Genomic DNA, 19,145 nt, shown 5'->3' with positions numbered 1-19,145 from the left:
AGCCTGCTTGAGGAACCCGATGATCTGTTCCTCGCTGTACTTGCTCTTCCTCATGCCCGCCATTCTCCTGATGAGCGGACTTCCCTTCTATTACCTTGGTACGGCTGGAGGGGGGCAGGTCAGCCCGTGCTTGCTACTGGCTCGTCCTACGATGCGCATCGTCAGGAGATGCAGATGGCACCTAAGCGAGACACCCGGAACCACGGGCTAGAAGCGAAGTGGATCGGGGTCGGGCTACTGCTCGGCGTGTTCCCGCTCTTCCTCAAGTCGAACCCTGTCACGGCGAGCTCGCGGGCACTTGCCTCATTGGGATGGCTGCTCTTTGTAAGCGGCGATGCGCTGCTCTGGTGGAGGACGCGTCGTCAAGCTAATGCAGGAGGTGGTAAAGCTCGCCAAAGTAACTGCCCTCGCCAGTCGCGGGAGCGCGCCTGCTCGCAGCGTGTCGGCGCGCCAAGCCTGAGGCGCGAGATAGTGCGACGCTCGCTGAGTACCTGCTAGCCTCGATCCTCTTGCGAACAAGCCTCCGATCCATGCAGCCGAGCGAGAACAAAAAGGTCGCCGCACCGATGCCGATGCCGGAGCTGCTCGTCTACGGGCGAGCGGCGTTGCTGGGCTTCACCATCGCCGAAGTGTTCCGCCTCGCCTTCTATCTCGGAGAGCGTGTCTCTCCCGCGGTAGAGGCAATGGGAGCGCAGCTCATCGGTCCCGTGGTGATCGCCTCTCTCGCGCTCGTCTTGCTGTACGGATGGAAGCGGGGCGCCTTCAGGTCGACTCGCTTCATCGCTCGAAGCCTGAGAGCCGACCTGCTCGCCGTCCTGACGCTTGGAGGGGTGGCGAATATCGCGGCGGCCCCGGCCGCCGGCCGGCTGCATGCGGCCTTCCAGCGCGCGGACCCGCTGTGGGCCCCGGCCATTTTGGCTGCACTGCTGGCCGTTATGGCCGCGTCGCTCGTCAGGGACCGCCGCGCCCGCGCGACTTCGCCGCACGCTGAGCTGCCGCTCATCGCGGATGACGAGATCGAGGCGGAGGGTGAGGATACGCTGGGCGTGGCTGATCGCGCGCGCGTTTTCGCCGAGAGCGTCGTGGCGTGCTCCGCTATCCCAGGGATGGTCTTCGGCGTTGACGGCCCTTGGGGAGCTGGCAAGACAAGCTTTATGAACCTCGCTCAGCGGCACTGGAACGACACCGACCCCGGCTCGATCATCACGCACCGCTTCGACCCTCTGCGAGTCGCGGGCGACCCGGATCTCGCCGGACGCCTCATCTCGGAGCTGGCGACCACGATACGGCGCGAGGTCTTCGCCCCGGAGTTCCGCCCGGCGGCGTCGCGCTACTCGCGCATGCTCAAAGGGCGGGCTGAGCTCTCGTTCCTTGGTTTCAAGCTCACGCTGGATCCGGCAAGCGAGACGCTCGACGAGTCGCTCGATGCGATCGACGCGATCTTGGCCGTTCTCGACAAGCGGGTGATCATCGTCATCGACGATCTCGATCGGCTCGAGCCGTCGGCCGTCAACAGCGTTCTCTTTGCCGTGCGGCGCACGCTGCGGCTGTCGCGGGCGACCTATGTGCTCTGCTATGACACCGAGGTTCTCGCGCGGTCGGAGTCCGGATCCGAGCTCTCGCGACAGTTTCTTGAAAAGTTCGTTACCACGAAGGTGAACCTGCTGGTCGAGAGCGCTGCGCTCGTGGCGTTCCTGCGAGGAGGCTGGAAGCAAAGCGACGCCCGCCTCGTCTCGGTCCCATCGGGCGCGATGCTCAGGCTCTCCGGCATCCTCGACGAACTCGCCAACATTCTCGATGCCGAGGACGCGGCGCCCTACCTGCCTGTGATCGGGAACATGCGCCAGGTCAAGCGCTTTATCAACGAGTTGCTGATGGCGCGCTTCGACAAGGCGGACGTCGCGCGCACGGACTTCTATCGGCGCGACCTCGTGAACCTGATGCTGATCCACCAGAACTATCCGGGGCTCTTCCGGCGCATTCACGGGCACGAGTCGGGCAAGCGCTCCGGCGACTATTCGGTCAAGCCCGATGAGGGCGGAGCGGGATTCATAAACGCGGACAAGTTCGCGGAGGCGGTCGGTGGATTCGGGAGGACGGCGGAGCATCTGGCTCGACAGCTCTTCGATGTTGCCGCGCTCGCGCTGGGCGACCGGCGGGAGGTTGAGCAGGCGATGTTCCGTTCCCGGGCCTGCTTCAACCAGCCGGGCGCGAGAAACCTCGAGACGTATCTCACCTTTATCACGCGATTCGTCGCGCCCGAGCCCACGGAGACCTTCGCGCTGTACCAAGGCGCCGTGAGTCGCGTGCGAGGCGGCGCCGCGGTCTCAGAGGTGCTCGCAGAGCCGGATTTCGACTTGGCGCGCAGCGAGCGCCCGCACAACGAGTTCTGGCGCTTGCTCGTGAACGGCTCGCACGACTTTACGCGCGACGTCGCTGAGGGCGCCATCGACGCGCTCGTCTCCTGGATGCCCCGCTACTCCACCGTCGAGACGGAGGAGATTGGGCTGCGGCAGACCTGCGTTTATTCGCTCGCGCGCTTGCTGGACAGCGCCGGGTGGGGCCGCACGACGGGGCGCCGTCTGCCCAATAGCGGGCAGAACGTCGTCGAGATCGCGGAGCGCATCTTCGGCTCGGGGCGCCACAAGGGCAAGAGCCTCATCGATCAGCTTGCCGCGCCTGACCGCGGGGTCTTGGGCTGGCACGACTTGGCACTGTTCCGGCTCACCTGCTCCGCCGATCGGCAGGGGCAACTGCACAACCTCACCTCTGCGCTGCTGCTGCATGAAGACCCGGAGGCGCAGACGGCAGGGCTGCTCAACGAGCTCGCGCGCAACGGCATGCGCCGGCTCTCCCAAGAAGTGTTCCGACGCTTCGATGCCGCTTGGATCGCGCCCCGGCGCAACTTCCTGGCCGAGGTCGACCGCGCGGATGACCGAGCTTTCTTGGGTGAAGTCGGACTGTCGCTGCTTGGATCGGAGCCGAGCGGCAGCGCGGCGCGCCCCCTCGCCGATCTGCTACCCGCCGCACGCTCAAGCGTCAAGAGCTTCTTCCTCTATCAGCTCTGCAACGCCCGCCCGGCGACCGGCGTCGGCGTCGGCTGCGGGTACTACGACGAGTCCGGTTCTGAAGACCGTGGAGGGATCGCCGAGCGCATGAACGCCTACGCCTTCGGGGTCTGCTTCAACGCGGAGCTCGAACCGTCCAACCGTCTACTCTTCGCCGACTACTGTCTGTGCCAGCTGAGCCGAGGGTCGTGGCCCACGGACCCAGACACGGAGTTCGCGCCCTCGCCTGAGGCGCTGCGGGCGGGCTTCGATCCTGTCGCGCTGCGCGAGTACTGGAAGGAGAACCGCGAACGCTACCGAGATCTGCCTGCGCTGGATCGCCGCGTGGTGACGCACAACTATGTGGCGTGCTATCGGGAGGATCTGCCTCGCGTCTTCGAAGTCTTGGACGCGATGGTTTCGGACCGCTATACGGATCCCGAAGCCCTGCCGGCGGGTTCCGCCTGAGCGGGCCGGACCATAGAGTCCCACCCAGCGGCCTGCGCGGAGGCATGCGTGGCGACCGCCGGGCAAGCGAAGATCAAGCGCATGAAGATGTCGAAGCGGGCGCGCATTAGATGGATCTGCACTTCCGCGGCCTCCAGCTCGCTGGCTACGGCGGCGAAAGATCTACGAGGGCTATACGACACTCCTGCGCACCCTGCCGATCGATCGTCACCCTAGTGTGGCGGTCGAACGTCTGCATCACCCGGCAAAGCCGCCGTCGAGCTAACTTGAGCCAAGGACCGCAACCGCTGCTTCAGCGACGCTCAGCAACGCGAGGGTACGACAGGGGACAAGAGCGGCCTTGTTTATCCCACCGCGTCTTAGCCGCCCAGAATTGATCAACCGGAAAGGACCTCAGCACCTAATCTGAGCTCGTCTAGATAGTCCGCCCATGCCTGCATCATCTTCGTTCGTTGCGCAATATAGGTCGCATGGTTGTAAGCGGCGCTGACAGCGTTTCGCTCTTGATGGGCGAGCTGAAGCTCGATCAAGTGATGTTCGTGACCGTGCTCGTGCAGCACTGTGGAGGCGATGCCGCGGAACCCGTGTCCTGTCATACGAGAGTGATAGCCCATTCGGTAGAGCGCAAACAGGATCGTGTTATTGCTCATCGGCTTCTCGTGGTCGCGCTCTCCAGGAAAGACAAGGGGACAGGCCGTTCGGAAGCCCTTTAGCTCTGCGAGCACCTCAAGCGCCTGGCGGGACAGCGGCACGATATGCGGCGTCTGCATCTTCATGCGCGTAGCTGGAATGCGCCACTGCGCGACGCTGAGGTCGAACTCTTCCCAACGAGAGGCAATGAGCTCCGACGTGCGTACGAACGTCAAAGTCATCAGCTTCAGCGCGGAGCGGGTATAGGGGGAGCCATCGTAGCTGTCGATCTTTCGAAGCAACTCAGGCAGCTCCTTCGCGTCCAACCGAGCGTAGTTCCCCTTCCGAGTCGGCTTCAACGCGTCGCTCGGCCGTACATCCGCGGCTGGGTTTCGCTGCAGGATTCCGTGGGCGACAGCAAAGCGACAGATCTGACCGGCCGTTTGATAGGCGCGTTTCGCGAGATCGTGGGCGCCGCGCCTTTCGATCTTCAGAGACACCGCCAGCAACTGGGCGGCAGTTATAGAGGAGATCGGGAGCGGTCCCAGGTCCGGGAACGTGTCGCGTTCCAAACGTCTAAGAACTTCGTCTTGGTGCTTGGCGCTCTTCGTCGCCTTCCACTGATTCCACCAAGCGCGGGCAACTGTCTCGAAGGAGTTCTCAGCCGCAGCTCGCTGGGTCAGCTTTTCGACCTTGCGTAGGAGAGACGGGTCTTGCCCGTTGCGAAGCTGCTCGCGCGCCTCGTCCCGCTTCTGGCGCGCTTCGCGCAACGTCACATCGCCATACGAGCCGAGCGCGAGCAGCCTCTCCTTGCCTGCAAACCTGTACTTCAGCCTCCACAGTTTGCCGCCGGTAGGCTGCACGAGAAGGTACAGCCCCTGGCCGTCAAAAAGCTTGACCGGCTTGGGTCCAGGCTTCGCGCTCCGGACCGATGCGTCGGTAAGCGCCATGGGGGTACGCGGTCTCGAGATAGGGGGTATAGCTACCGAAATCTACCCCCACTCACGCGTAGCTGTCAACGGACGGCTTTGGACCGCCTCACAACAAGTTCTCCTCCGAGGAGACTGCTGCAGGGCGCTTCTGAAGACGTCTCTGGACGCCAATGGATCCAGTACTGGCGGAGAGGGCGGGATTCGAACCCGCGGAGGGCTGTTAACCCTCACACGCTTTCCAGGCGTGCGACTTAAACCGCTCATCCACCTCTCCGGTGGGCCGCGATCTTAGCCGACGCGAAGGCGGCATCACCGGGGGCACACGGGCTGCGGAGAGGCCGAAACCCTACACTAGCGGCGGCGCCGGTACGGTCCAACTCCTCGACACCTGCCCAGTCGTTCACCGCATGCTCCGCGCGCTCCTGCAATGGCTCAAGAACCGGCGCCAGCCGGCGGGTGCCCCCGCCGTGCCGGCGGCCGGGCGGGCGCCTGCGCCGGCCGTCGCGGCGCCCCAGCCGCGGCCCGCGGCGGCGGCGGTGACGGAGCCGGACGCGATCACCGCCATCGGTGCGCGACGGCCGCTGGTCGACGTCGGCGGCCGGGTCGCCGGCTTCGAGTTCCGCATGCCCGAGTCGACACTGCGCCGTCTGCGCAGCCGCGACAACGCGGTGGCCGCCGCCGCGCACACGCGCGCGCTGTTCGCGACGATGCGGCTCACCACCGACGCCGGGCGCATCGCCTACACCGAGCTGCCGCCCGGCTGGCTGCAGCGGCCGCAGCTCGCCGCCGAGGTGACGCGCGGCTGCATGATCGCGGTCCCGCTGGTCGAGGCGGCCGACGCTTTCGGAACCGAAGCCTGCACCGCCATCCGTGCCTTGCGCGCGGCCGGTGCGCGCGTCGGCTGGGCCGGCCCCCGGGTGCAGCCGGTGACGCCCGACTTCGTGGTCGTCCGGCCCGGTCTCGACGACGTCGCGAGCGCGCGCCAGCGTGGCGTGCCGCTGCTCGCGAGCGACGTCGAGACGCTCGAGCAGCTCGAAGCGATGCTGCAGGCGGGCGTGCGCTACGCCTGCTGCTCGATCGCCAGCCGCACCGAGCCGAAGGAGGCGCAGCCGCTCGCGCCGCAGGTGCAGCGCGTCTGTCTGCTGCTCAATCGCCTGGTGCAGGACGCCGACACGCGCTCGATCGTCAGCGACATCAAGGAGGACGTGGCGCTCGCCTACCGGCTGCTGCACCACATCAACATGGCGGGCGTCGGCCAAGCGCACGAGGTCGACTCGATCGAGCAGGCGGTGCTGATGCTCGGCCGCAACGAGCTCTACCGCTGGCTCTCGATGCTGCTCGTCACCTTCTCGGCGGGAAGGCCCGCCTCGGGCGCGCTGCAGGAAATCGCGCTCGCGCGGGCGCGTCTCTTCGAACTGCTCGCCATCGATCGCGCGGAGCCCGAGCCCGGGTCGCTGTTCACGCTCGGGCTCGCGTCGATGCTGGGGCTGCTGCTGCAGGTCAAGCTCGCCGACGCGATCGAGCCGCTGAATCTGCACGAGTTCGCGCGGCGCGCGCTGCTCGAGGCGAGCGGCCCCTGGTATGCGTACCTCGCGGTCGCCGCCGAGCTCGAGAACCCGAAATCGACGCAGCTCGAGACGCTCGCCGAGCCGTTCGGCGGCGCCGCGAGGGTCGCCGCGCGCGCGGCCGAAGCGTGGCAGTGGGCTGCCAAGGCCGGCAGCGGCGCTCCGGCGACTGCCGGCACATCCTGACCCGCCTGCCTCGGGCAGCCCGCTTGCCATGCGGGTGAACCCACGCCGACAGGCCACTGGCACCAGCGCCTAAACTCCGCGCTCCCTTTTCTGCCCCCGAGATCCGCGATGCTTCGCTTCCAGTTCCCGATCGTCATCATCGACGAGGATTTCCGCTCGGAGAACGCCTCGGGCATCGGCATCCGCGCGCTCGCCGCGGCGATCGAGAAGGAAGGCTTCGAGGTGCTGGGCGCCACCAGCTACGGCGACCTCAGCCTGTTCGCACAGCAGCAGAGCCGCGCCAGCGCGTTCATCCTGTCGATCGACGACGAGGAGTTCACCACCACCGGCCCGGAGCTCGACCCGGCGGTGCTGAACCTGCGCAAGTTCATCGAGGAGATCCGCTTCAAGAACTCGGAGATCCCGATCTACCTGTACGGCGAGACACGCACGTCGCAGCACCTGCCGAACGACATCCTGCGCGAGCTGCACGGCTTCATCCACATGTTCGAGGACACGCCCGAGTTCGTGGCGCGTCACATCATCCGCGAGGCAAAGGCCTACCTCGACGGCGTCGCGCCGCCGTTCTTCAAGGCGCTGGTCGACTATGCGCAGGACGGCTCGTACTCGTGGCACTGCCCGGGGCACTCGGGGGGCGTCGCGTTCCTCAAGAGCCCGGTCGGCCGCATGTTCCACCAGTTCTTCGGCGAGAACATGCTGCGCGCCGACATCTGCAACTCGGTCGACGAGCTCGGCCAGCTGCTCGATCACACCGGTCCGGTGGCGCAGAGCGAGCGCAACGCGGCGCGCATCTTCAACGCGGACCACTGCTTCTTCGTCACCAACGGCACCTCGACCTCGAACAAGATGGTCTGGCACCACACGGTGGCGTCCGGCGACGTGGTGGTGGTCGACCGCAACTGCCACAAGTCGATCCTGCACGCGATCATCATGACCGGCGCGGTGCCGGTGTTCCTGCGGCCGACGCGCAACCACTTCGGGATCATCGGGCCGATCCCGCAGTCGGAGTTCGAGATCGGGTCGATCCAGCGCAAGATCGCCGCCAACCCGCTGATCAAGGACATCGACGCGAAGGCGGTCAAGCCGCGCATCCTGACGCTCACGCAGAGCACCTACGACGGCGTGCTCTACAACACCGAGACGATCAAGCACGCGCTCGACGGCTACATCGACACCCTGCATTTCGACGAGGCCTGGCTGCCGCACGCGGCGTTCCACAAGTTCTACGGCGTGTTCCATGCAATGGGCAAGAACCGCCAGCGGCCCCAGAGCCAGCTCGTGTTCGCGACGCAGTCGACGCACAAGCTGCTCGCCGGCATCAGCCAGGCGTCGCAGGTGCTGGTGCAGGACTCGCAGACGCGCAAGCTCGACCGCCACCTCTTCAACGAGGCCTACCTGATGCACAGCTCGACGAGCCCGCAGTACGCGATCATCGCGTCGTGCGACGTCTCGGCGGCCATGATGGAGGCGCCGGGCGGACGCGCCCTGGTCGAGGAGAGCATCGCCGAGTCGCTCGACTTCCGGCGCGCGATGCGCAAGGTCGACGCCGAGTATGGCAAGGACTGGTGGTTCAAGGTCTGGGGCCCCGACAAGCTCGCACCCGAGGGGATCGGCAGCAGCGCCGACTGGACGCTCAAGGCCAACGCCAAGTGGCACGGCTTCGGCAAGCTCGCCGACGGCTTCAACCTGCTCGACCCGATCAAGTGCACGATCATCACGCCGGGTCTCGACGTGTCGGGCGAGTTCGCGGCGACCGGCATTCCGGCGGCAGTGGTCACCAAGTTCCTGGTCGAGCACGGCGTGGTGGTCGAGAAGACCGGGCTCTACTCGTTCTTCATCATGTTCACCATCGGCATCACGAAGGGCCGCTGGAACACGCTGCTCACCGCGCTGCAGCAGTTCAAGGACGACTTCGACAAGAACCAGCCGATGTGGCGGATCCTGCCGGAGTTCTGCGCGCAGCACCCGCGCTACGAGCGCATGGGCCTCAAGGACCTGTCGCACCGCATGCACGCGATGTACGCCAAGCACGACATCGCGCGCCTCACGACCGACATGTACCTGTCCGACATCCAGCCGGCGATGAAGCCGAGCGACGCCTTCGCGTGCATCGCGCACGGCAAGACCGAACGCGTCGAGATCGACCAGCTCGAGGGCCGCGTCGCGACCTCGCTGCTGACGCCGTACCCGCCGGGCATTCCGCTGCTGATTCCGGGCGAGCGCTTCAACCGCAAGATCGTCGACTACCTGAAGTTCACCCGCGCGTTCAACGCCGCGTTCCCGGGCTTCGACACCGACGTGCACGGTCTCGTCGCCGTGGGCGAGAGCGTCGACGGCGTGGTCTACGAGGACGGGCGCTACTTCGTCGACTGCGTCGCCTCGCAAAGCGTTGCCGACGCACTGCCGCGGCCGACCGACACCACGCTCGGCGGCGTCAAGGTGACGACGCCGTCGCGCCGGCGCCGGGCTCCTGACGCCGGCGATGTGGCACCGCGCGCGAACGGCCAGAACGCCGGCGGCGTCGCCAGCGGCACCGGGCCGAGCCTCGAGGACGCGGTCCCGGCCGACGCCGACCCGCCGCGCAACATGCAGGGAGGCACCGGCGGCAACCGGCGCCCGCGCAGCGGCGCCTGAGCGGTGCGCGCGGCGGAGCAGCCGCGCTTGGTTCCGCAGCGACGCCGGCGGCGTTGGCCGGTGAACGGGTCAGCCGGTCACCCGCCGGCTGGCAGGTTCGACCACTGGCCCGGTTGCTCGATGAGCCAACGCGGCGACCGGTGGCAGCCGGCCCGGCTCGGCCGATCGGCGCTCGGCGCCCGCCGCCGGGGTCAGCCTCAGAGCGCGGCCGCGCCGCCCATCGCGTGACTGAAGCCGCCGTCGACGTAGACGATCTCCGACGTCACGCCTGCGGCCAGGTCCGACAGCAGGAACGCGGCGACGTTGCCCACGTCCTCGATCGTGACGTTGCGGCGCAGCGGCGCGTTCTGCTCGACGACGTCGAGGATCTTGCCGAAGCCCTTGATGCCCGATGCCGCGAGCGTCTTGATCGGCCCGGCCGAGATGCCGTTGACGCGGACGCCCGCGGGGCCGAGGCTGCCGGCGAGGTAGCGCACACCGGCCTCGAGCGATGCCTTGGCAAGGCCCATGGTGTTGTAGTTGGGCACGTTGCGCACCGCGCCGAGGTACGACAGGGTGAGCAGCGCGCTGCCGGGGCGCAGGTTCGCCGCCGCGGCCTTGGCCATCGCCGGGAAGCTGTAGCTCGAGATGTCGTGGGCGATCCGGAACGCCTCGCGCGACATGCCCTCCAGGAAGTCGCCCGCGATCGCCTCCTTGGGCGCGAAGCCGATCGAGTGCACGAAGCCGTCGAACTGGGGCCAGGCTTCGGCCAGGCCGGCGAACAGCGCGTCGATCTGGGCGTCGTCGGCGACGTCGCAGTCGAACACGAGGTCGGAGCCGAATTCGGCGGCGAACTCGCCGACCCGGCTCTTGAAGCGCTCGCCCTGGTAGCTGAACGCGAGCTCGGCGCCTTCACGGTGGCACGCGCGCGCGATGCCGTAGGCGATCGAGCGGTTGGACAGCACACCGGTGATCAACAAGCGCTTGCCGGTCAGAAACCCCATGGGTGGCTCCTTGGTTGGAAGGGCGCAGATTCTGGCACGCGAGGCTTGGCAGGCCCGGCTTGACACCTCTCAACCTTGCAGGTAACCAACCCCCGCAGTACAATCCTTGATTCTCTGGAAAGCCTGAAGCAGCGGGCGAAGTCCCGCCACGCGGAGCCTTCGGCCGAGGTTTTCGGGTTAGCTCGAAAGCTCACAGTCATCTGATGGGGCGGGTTTTCCGGCCCATTTTTTTTTGGGCGCTCGATTCGCGCGGTTCCCCGCGTGGCAGTCGGGGCGCCGGGGCCGGTGGTTCGGCTCCGTAGGTGGCGGCAGGCAGGGGCTCCGGAGGCGAGGAACGAGAGCAGGAACAAGAATCAGCGTGGAGCGAGAAGGTCAGAACTTGCCGGCCCGGCCGAACGTCATCGAGAGCACGGTGACGATGCTCGGCTACGACCTCGTCGATGTCGAGAAAAGCGCCGGCGGTCTGCTGCGCGTCTACATCGATCACCCGGCGCCGGGCGAGGGCGGCGAGGAGAAGTTCATCACCGTCGACGACTGCGAGCGCGTCACGCGCCAGCTCCAGCACGTGCTCGAGGTCGAGGGCGTGCCCTACGAGCGCCTCGAGGTGTCGTCGCCGGGGCTCGACCGGCTGCTGAAGAAGGCGGCCGATTTCGCCCGCTTCGTCGGTCAGCAGGTCGAGCTCACGCTGAAGGCGCCGCTCGCTGGTCGCAAGCGCTTTCGCGGCGAGCTGCGCGCCGAAGGCGACGGCTGGCGCCTGGTGCTGTCGCCCGACCACGGCGGCAGCCCGGAAGGCGATCGCGTGCTCGACTTCGCGATCGACGAAGTCCGCGAGGCACGCCTCGTTCCGACCATCGATTTCAAGGGACGCCGCAGCGCGCCGGCGCCTGCCGCACAAGAAGAAGGGGGCGCCCCGGGCGCCGCCCATGGAGGTCAACGCACATGAATCGCGAACTGTTGATGCTGGTGGACGCGATCGCGCGTGAGAAGAGTGTCGACCTCGAAGTGGTGTTCGGGGCCGTCGAGGCCGCGCTCGCCTCGGCGTCGAAGAAGCTGCATGGTGGCGAGGTCGACATGCGGGTCTCGATCGACCGCGAGACCGGCGAATACGAGACGTTCCGGCGCTGGCACGTGGTGCCCAACGACGCCGGTCTGCAGAACCCCGATTCCGAGATCCTCCATTTCGAGGCGGTCGAGCAGATCCCCGATATCGAGGTCGACGACTACATCGAGGAGCAGGTCGAGTCGGTCTCGATCGGCCGCATCGGCGCGCAGGCCGCCAAGCAGGTCATCCTGCAGAAGATCCGCGATGCCGAGCGCGAGCAGCTGCTCAACGACTTCCTGGCGCGCGGCGAGAAGATCTTCGTCGGCACCGTCAAGCGCCTCGACAAGGGCGACGTGATCGTCGAGTCGGGCCGCATCGAGGGGCGCCTGCGCCGCTCGGAAATGATCCCGAAGGAGAACCTGCGCACCGGCGACCGGGTCCGCGCCTACATCGCCGAGGTCGACCCGACCCTGCGCGGCCCGCAGATCCTGCTCTCGCGCAGTTCGCCGCAGTTCATGATGGAGCTGTTCGCGCAGGAAGTGCCCGAGATCGAGCAGGGTCTCCTCGAGATCAAGTCGTGCGCCCGCGACCCGGGCTCGCGCGCCAAGATCGCCGTTAAGTCGAACGACAAGCGCGTCGACCCGATCGGCACCTGCGTCGGCGTGCGCGGCTCGCGCGTCAACGCGGTGACCAACGAGCTCGCCGGCGAGCGCGTCGACATCGTCTTGTGGTCCGAGGATCCGGCCCAATTTGTGATCGGTGCCCTGGCGCCGGCGAACGTGCAGTCGATCGTCGTCGACGAGGAGCGTCACGCGATGGACGTCGTCGTCGACGAGGAGAACCTCGCGATCGCGATCGGCCGGGGCGGTCAGAACGTGCGCCTCGCCTCCGAGATGACCGGCTGGCGCATCAACATCATGACCGCCGAGGAGTCGAGCGCGAAGCAGGCCGAGGAGAGCGACAGCATCCGCAAGCTCTTCGTCGAGAAGCTCGACGTCGACTCCGAGGTCGCCGACATCCTGATCGCCGAGGGCTTCTCGAGCCTCGAGGAAGTTGCCTACGTTCCGATGCAGGAGATGCTCGAGATCGAGAGCTTCGACGAGGACACGGTGACCGAGCTTCGTCAGCGCGCCAAGGATGCGCTGCTGACGATGGAGATCGCGAAGGAAGAGAACGCGGGCGCCGTGTCGCAGGACCTGCGCGATCTCGAGGGGCTCACGCCCGAGCTCATCGGCAAGCTCGCCGAGGGTGGGGTGCACAGCCGCGACGATCTCGGCGACCTCGCGGTCGACGAGCTTGTCGAGATGACCGGCCTCGACGACGACACGGCCCGGGGATTGATCATGAAGGCGCGCGAGCATTGGTTCGACACCGGTAGCGATACCGATGGCGACGCCGCTCCGCTGCCCGACCATGCCGACGCTGCCATCTCGGCTGCGCCAGGCCAGACCAGCTAAGGATATACATGGCATCGACCACGGTCGCCCAACTCGCCGCCGAGCTGAACCGCTCGGCCGCGGTATTGCTCGAGCAGCTGCAGTCGGCTGGCGTCAGCAAGTCGTCGACCAACGATTCGGTCACCGAAGGCGACAAGGCACGCCTGCTCGACCATCTTCGCTCCGCGCACGGCACGGCCGCGAGCGGTGAACGCAAGAAGATCACCCTGACGCGCAAGTCGACCAGCGAGATCAAGCAGGCCGACTCGAGCGGCAAGGCGCGCACGATCCAGGTCGAGGTGCGCAAGAAGCGCACCTTCGTCAAGCGGGACGACGTCGCCCCGGCGGTCGACGAGGCCGCGCTGGCCGCTGCCCAGGAGGCCGAGCTCAAGCGCCGCGAGGAAGAGGCGCATGCGCAGGCCGAGGCCCTGCGTCGCCAGGAAGAGGAGCTCGCCGCTCAGCGTCAGCGTCGCGAGGAGCAGGAGCGCCGCGAGCAGGCCGAGCGCGAAGCCGCCGAGGCGCGCGCGCGCGAGGCCGCTGCGGCGGCTGCCGCTGCGCAGGCCGCCGCCGCTGCGGAAGCTGCCAAGGCATCGGCCGCGAAGCCCGCGCCGGCCGCATCGACGCCGGCTGCGGCTGCACCGGCACCGGCGGCCGAGGCGCCGCGCGCGCCGGAAGCGGTCAAGCCCGCGATCCGCATGATCAAGGCCGCCGTCGTCGCCGACGAGGAGAAGCAGCGCGCCGCCGACCTGGCCAAGCGCCGCAAGGCCGCGGAGGACGAAGCGGCCGCCATCCGCATGATGATGAACGCACCGAAGAAGGTGCTCGTCGCCAAGAAGCCGGAAGAGGTCAAGCCGCCGGCAGCGCCCGAAGCCGCCAAGGAAGCGATCAAGGGCACGATCCACAAGAAGGCCGGCACCGCGGCACCGGCCGCTCCCGGCGTGGCCAAGCCGGGCGACAAGAAGTCGATCAAGTCGGAGAAGCTCTCGTCGAGCTGGGCCGACGATGCGGCCAAGCGCGCCGCCAAGCCGGGCCTGCGCGGGCCCGCGGGCGGTGGCGCTCGTCCGGGCTGGCGCGCGCCGCGTGCCGGCCGTCGCGGTGACCGCAACGACTCCGCGCCGTCGTCCTTCGTCGCGCCGGCCGAGCAGCAGGTGCAGGAAGTGCACGTGCCCGAGACGATCAGCGTGGCCGATCTGGCGCACAAGATGTCCGTCAAGGCGTCCGAAGTCATCAAGCAGCTGATGAAGCTCGGTCAGATGGTCACCATCAACCAGCAGCTCGACCAGGAGACGGCGATGATCGTCGTCGAGGAGATGGGCCACACCGCGCTGCCGGCCAAGCTCGACGATCCGGACGCGTTCCTGCAGGAGGAAGCCGAGGCCGACGCGGGCGACGCGGTGCCGCGTGCGCCGGTGGTCACCGTGATGGGTCACGTCGACCACGGCAAGACCTCGCTGCTCGACAGCATCCGCCGCTCGCGCGTGGCGGCTGGCGAAGCCGGCGGCATCACCCAGCACATCGGCGCCTATCACGTCGACACGCCGGGCGGGATGATCACCTTCCTCGACACTCCGGGCCACGCCGCGTTCACGGCGATGCGGGCGCGCGGTGCGCAGGCGACCGACATCGTGATCCTGGTCGTCGCGGCCGACGACGGCGTGATGCCGCAGACCAAGGAAGCCATCTCGCACGCGAAGGCGGCCGGGGTGCCGATCGTGGTCGCGATGAACAAGATCGACAAGCCGGAAGCCAACACCGAGCGCCTGAAGTCGGAGCTCGTCGCCGAGCAGGTCGTGCCGGAAGAGTTCGGCGGCGATTCGCCGTTCGTGCCGGTCTCGGCGCGCACCGGGCAGGGCATCGACACGCTGCTCGAGCAGGTGCTGCTGCAGGCCGAGGTGCTCGAGCTGAAGGCGCCGGTCGCGTCGATGGCCAAGGGCCTGGTCATCGAAGCGCAGCTCGACAAGGGCCGCGGCCCGGTCGCGACCGTGCTGGTGCAGAGCGGTACCTTGAAGCGCGGCGACGTCGTGCTGGCGGGTTCGAGCTACGGCCGGGTGCGCGCGATGCTCGACGAGGACGGCAAGCCGATCAACGAAGCGGGCCCGTCGATCCCGGTCGAGATCCAGGGCCTGACCGAGGTGCCGCAAGCCGGCGACGAGTTCATGGTGCTTGGCGACGAGCGTCGTGCTCGCGAGATCGCGACCTTCCGCCAGGGCAAGTACCGCGACGTGAAGCTGGCCAAGCGCCAGGCTGCGAACCTCGAAAGCATGATGGACCAGATGGGTCAGGGCGCGAAGCAGACGCTCGCACTGATCGTCAAGGCCGACGTGCAGGGTTCGCAGGAAGCGCTCGCGCAGTCGCTGCTCAAGCTGTCGACGGACGAGGTGAAGGTGCAGATCGTCCACGCGGCGGTCGGCGGCATCACCGAGAGCGACATCAACCTCGCGATCGCGTCCAAGGCGGTGATCGTCGGCTTCAACGTGCGCGCCGACGCGGGCGCCCGCAAGCTGGCCGAGGGCAACGGCGTCGACCTGCGCTACTACAACATCATCTACGACGCGGTCGACGACGTGAAGGCGGCGATGACCGGGATGCTCGCCCCCGAGCAGCGCGAGGAAGTCATCGGCAACGCCGAGATCCGGCAGGTGTTCGTCGCCTCGAAGATCGGCACGGTCGCGGGTTCGATGGTCACGGCGGGCGTGGTGCGGCGCGGTGCGCGGTTCCGCCTGCTGCGCGAGAACGTGGTGGTCTACACCGGCGAGGTCGAGTCGGTGCGCCGCATCAAGGACGACGTCCGCGAAGTCGCTGCCGGGTTCGAGTGCGGTATCAAGCTCAAGAACTACAACGACATCAAGGAAGGCGACCAGCTCGAGTTCTTCGAAGTCCGCGAAGTGGCGCGAACGCTCTGACGCGGAACGGGTCTCACCCAAAGCCCGCCCTCGTCAACCAGGGCGGGCTTTGTTTTTGAGAAAGGCATGACGATGCGACACAAACGATCGATACCGAACCGGAGCTTCCGCGTCGCCGACCAGATCCAGCGCGACGTGGCGGAGCTGATCCGCGACCTCAAGGATCCGCGCATCGGCATGGTCACGATCCACGCGGTCGAGGTCACGCCCGACTACGCGCATGCGACGGTGTTCTTCTCGGTGCTGGTCGGCGACGCCGAGCAGTGCGAGCAGGCGCTCAACGAGGCCGCCGGCTTCATCCGCAACGGCCTTTTCAAGCGGCTGCAGATCCACACCGTGCCGACGCTGCACTTCAAGTTCGACCGCACCACCGAGCGTGCGGCCGACCTGAGCGCGCTGATCGCGCAGGCCAACGCCACGCGCGCGAAGGACGACTGACGATGCTGGTCGCGTGGGCTGTCGGTGGGGGTGCGTGCGCGCGTCGCGCGTGCGCTGGCGTGCGTGCCGCGGGAGGTGCGCGATGAGCGCAGCGCCGCGCGTGCGCGTGCCGCGCCGACCGGTGCACGGCGTGCTGCTGCTCGACAAGCCGCTGGGGCTGACGAGCAACGACGCGCTGCAGAAGGTCAAGCGCCTCTACCGCGCCGAAAAGGCCGGGCACACCGGCACGCTCGACCCGCTCGCGACCGGCCTGCTGCCGCTCTGCTTCGGCGCCGCCACCAAGTTCGCGCAGGTCTGCCTCGACGCCGACAAGCGCTATCGCGCGACGCTCGCGCTCGGTACGACCACGTCGACCGGCGACGCCGAAGGGACGGTGCTGCGCGAGCGCCCGGTGGACGTCGACGACGCGCGTGTCGCGGCCGCGTGCGCCGCCTTCGTCGGAACGATCGAGCAGGTGCCGCCGATGCACTCGGCGCTCAAGCACGAAGGGCGGCCGCTCTACGACTACGCGCGCGCCGGCGTCGACGTCGCGCGCGAGGCGCGCCGCGTGACCATCCACTCGATCGACGTCGTCGCGCGCGCCGACCGGACGGTCACCCTCGACGTCGCCTGCAGCAAGGGGACCTACATCCGCACGCTGGCCGAAGAGATCGGCGAGCGCCTCGGCTGTGGCGCGCACCTGGCGGCGCTGCGCCGCACCACGAGCGGGCCGCTCTCGCTGGAGCACGCCGTCACGCTCGAGCAGCTCGAGCGCATGGACGAAGCCGAGCGCGACGCCTGCCTGCTGAGCCCCGACGCGCCGGTCGCGCACTGGCCTGCGGTGCGCCTCGCCGACGCCGACGCCGGCCGATTCCTCTCGGGCGTGCGGCGGCGCCTCGCCCACCCCGACGCGCCCAACGTGCGCGTGTACGGCCCCGACCCGAATGCCTTTCTCGGCGGCGGTCGCATCGTCGCCGGCGAACTGATTTCAACCCGATTGCTGAGCCCGCTGGAAGTGGCGGCACTGCCGAGTGCCACGTCCGCGGCATCGATTCGATAGACCGGTAACACCATGACCCGACAGATCAGAAACATCGCCATCATCGCCCACGTCGACCACGGCAAGACCACCATGGTCGATCAGCTGCTGCGGCAGAGCGGCACTTTCGCCGACCACGAGAAGGTGATCGACACGGTGATGGACAACAACGCCATCGAACGCGAACGCGGCATCACCATCCTGGCGAAGAACTGCGCGGTCAGCTGGAACGACACGCACATCAACATCGTCGACACGCCCGGCCACGCCGACTTCGGCGGCGAGGTCGAGCGGGCGCTCTCGATGGTCGACGGCGTGGTGCTGCTGATCGACGCCCAGGAAGGCCCGATGCCGCAGACCCGCTTCGTCACCAAGAAGGCGCTCGCGCTCGGCCTCAAGCCCATCGTCGTCGTCAACAAGGTCGACAAGCCCGGGGCGAACCCGAGCATGGTGGTCAATGCCGCGTTCGACCTGTTCGACAAGCTCGGCGCGAGCGACGAGCAGCTCGACTTCCCGGTCGTCTACGCGTCGGGCATCAACGGCTGGACCTCGCTCACCGAAGGTGCTCCGGGCGAGCAGTGGGGCCCCGACATGTCGGCGCTGTTCGACACCATCCTGCGTTACGTCCCGCCGAACAGTGGCGACCCGGCCGCCTCGCTGCAGCTGCAAATTTCGGCGCTCGACTTCTCGACCTTCGTCGGCCGCATCGGCATCGGCCGCATCAGCCAGGGCACGCTCAAGCCCGGCATGGACGTGCTCGTGATGGAAGGGCCGGACGGCAAGTCGACCAAGGGCCGCGTCAACCAGGTGCTGACGTTCCAGGGGCTCAACCGCGTGCAGGTCACCGAGGCGCTGCCGGGTGACATCGTGCTGATCAACGGCCTCGACGACATCGGCATCGGCGTCACCATCACCAGCCCGATCGATCCGGCGCCGCTGCCGATGCTCAAGGTGGACGAGCCGACGCTGACGATGAACTTCTGCGTCAACACGAGCCCGCTCGCCGGCCGTGAGGGCAAGTACGTCACCAGCCGCCAGATCTGGGATCGACTGCAGCGCGAGCTGCAGAGCAACGTCGCGCTGCGCGTCTCGGAGACCGACGAGGACGGCGTCTTCGAGGTGATGGGGCGCGGCGAACTGCACCTGACCATCCTCCTCGAGAACATGCGCCGCGAGGGCTACGAGCTCGCGGTCAGCAAGCCTCGGGTGGTGTTCCACGACGTGAACGGCGAGCGCCACGAGCCGATCGAGCTCGTCACCGTCGACATCGAGGAAGGCCACCAGGGCGGGGTGATGCAGGCGCTCGGCGAGCGAAAGGGTGAACTCGTCAACATGGAGCCGGACGGCCGCGGGCGCGTGCGCCTCGAGTACCGGATCCCGGCGCGCGGCCTGATCGGCTTTACCAACGAGTTCATGAACCTGACGCGCGGGTCGGGCCTCATCAGCAACATCTTCGACGGCTACGAGCCGCACCGCGGCGAGATTCCGGGACGCAAGAACGGCGTGCTGATCTCGATGGACGATGGCGAGATCTTCACCTACGCGCTCGGCAAGCTCGACGAGCGCGGCCGCATGTTCGTCAAGCCGAACGATCCGGTGTACGAGGGCATGATCGTCGGCATCCACAGCCGCGACAACGACCTGGTGGTGAACGCCACCCGCACCAAGCAGCTGACCAACTTCCGCGTCAGCGGGAAGGAAGACGCGATCAAGATCACGCCGCCGATCGACCTCACGCTCGAATACGGCGTCGAGTTCATCGACGACGACGAGCTGGTCGAGATCACGCCGAAGTCGATCCGGGTCCGCAAGCGCCACCTCAAGGAGCACGAGCGCAAGAGGGCGTCGCGCGAGGCCTGATCG

At 67.6% G+C, this 19,145-nt stretch carries 11 protein-coding genes and 1 tRNA gene; 9 read left to right on the top strand and 3 right to left on the bottom strand.

The features are described from left to right. Positions 1–530: 530 nt before the first annotated feature. On the top strand, positions 531–3,515 hold the full coding sequence (locus HQN59_RS20095) for a KAP family P-loop NTPase fold protein (protein ID WP_246295045.1): 2,985 nt from the start codon (positions 531–533) through the stop codon (positions 3,513–3,515). Between the two features lie 377 nt (positions 3,516–3,892). Here HQN59_RS20095 and HQN59_RS20090 read toward each other — a convergent pair whose 3' ends face one another. Further along, positions 3,893–5,095 (bottom strand): tyrosine-type recombinase/integrase, encoded by a 1,203-nt coding sequence (locus HQN59_RS20090; protein WP_176070905.1) that lies wholly within the window; start codon positions 5,093–5,095, stop codon positions 3,893–3,895. Between the two features lie 165 nt (positions 5,096–5,260). Beyond that, positions 5,261–5,351: transfer RNA gene (locus HQN59_RS20085), tRNA-Ser, on the bottom strand. Positions 5,352–5,484: 133 nt separating this feature from the next. Here HQN59_RS20085 and HQN59_RS20080 point away from each other — a divergent pair. Both HQN59_RS20080 and HQN59_RS20075 read left to right on the top strand, forming a co-directional pair. Continuing rightward, positions 5,485–6,828 (top strand): EAL and HDOD domain-containing protein, encoded by a 1,344-nt coding sequence (locus HQN59_RS20080; RefSeq protein ID WP_176070904.1) that lies wholly within the window; start codon positions 5,485–5,487, stop codon positions 6,826–6,828. A 108-nt stretch (positions 6,829–6,936) separates the two neighbouring features. Continuing rightward, positions 6,937–9,462 (top strand): arginine/lysine/ornithine decarboxylase, encoded by a 2,526-nt coding sequence (locus HQN59_RS20075; protein ID WP_246295044.1) that lies wholly within the window; start codon positions 6,937–6,939, stop codon positions 9,460–9,462. 197 nt (positions 9,463–9,659) lie between these two features. On the opposite strand, the gene fabI is transcribed toward HQN59_RS20075, so the two are convergent. Beyond that, positions 9,660–10,445 carry an enoyl-ACP reductase FabI gene (gene fabI, locus HQN59_RS20070; RefSeq protein ID WP_176070903.1) on the bottom strand — a complete coding sequence of 262 codons (786 nt, stop codon included), beginning with the start codon at positions 10,443–10,445 and terminating at the stop codon, positions 9,660–9,662. A gap of 358 nt (positions 10,446–10,803) precedes the next feature. Here fabI and rimP point away from each other — a divergent pair, with 358 nt between their 5' ends. The 6 genes from rimP (at position 10,804) to typA (ending at position 19,142) form a co-directional block, all read left to right on the top strand. After that, positions 10,804–11,388: a ribosome maturation factor RimP gene (gene rimP / locus HQN59_RS20065; RefSeq protein WP_342451260.1), complete on the top strand. Its 585-nt coding sequence runs from the start codon at positions 10,804–10,806 to the stop codon at positions 11,386–11,388. Further along, entirely contained in the window at positions 11,385–12,944 is a 1,560-nt protein-coding gene (gene nusA / locus HQN59_RS20060; RefSeq protein ID WP_176070902.1) for a transcription termination factor NusA, read from the top strand. Before rimP ends, nusA begins: the two co-directional genes overlap by 4 nt. An 8-nt stretch (positions 12,945–12,952) precedes the next feature. Beyond that, a complete protein-coding gene (gene infB / locus HQN59_RS20055) occupies positions 12,953–15,826 on the top strand; it encodes a translation initiation factor IF-2 (protein WP_176070901.1) in 2,874 nt (957 codons plus the stop codon). Positions 15,827–15,898: 72 nt separating this feature from the next. Continuing rightward, entirely contained in the window at positions 15,899–16,264 is a 366-nt protein-coding gene (rbfA, locus tag HQN59_RS20050) for a 30S ribosome-binding factor RbfA (protein WP_176070900.1), read from the top strand. A gap of 82 nt (positions 16,265–16,346) precedes the next feature. Further along, a complete protein-coding gene (truB, locus tag HQN59_RS20045; protein WP_176070899.1) occupies positions 16,347–17,303 on the top strand; it encodes a tRNA pseudouridine(55) synthase TruB in 957 nt (318 codons plus the stop codon). Between the two features lie 12 nt (positions 17,304–17,315). Next, on the top strand, positions 17,316–19,142 hold the full coding sequence (gene typA / locus HQN59_RS20040) for a translational GTPase TypA (protein WP_176070898.1): 1,827 nt from the start codon (positions 17,316–17,318) through the stop codon (positions 19,140–19,142). The last annotated feature ends 3 nt before the right edge of the window (positions 19,143–19,145 follow it).

It is taken from the genome of Rhizobacter koreensis (assembly GCF_013366375.1).
GTDB classification, from domain to species: domain Bacteria; phylum Pseudomonadota; class Gammaproteobacteria; order Burkholderiales; family Burkholderiaceae_C; genus Schlegelella_A; species Schlegelella_A koreensis.
This window is presented reverse-complemented; position numbering and strand designations above follow the sequence as displayed.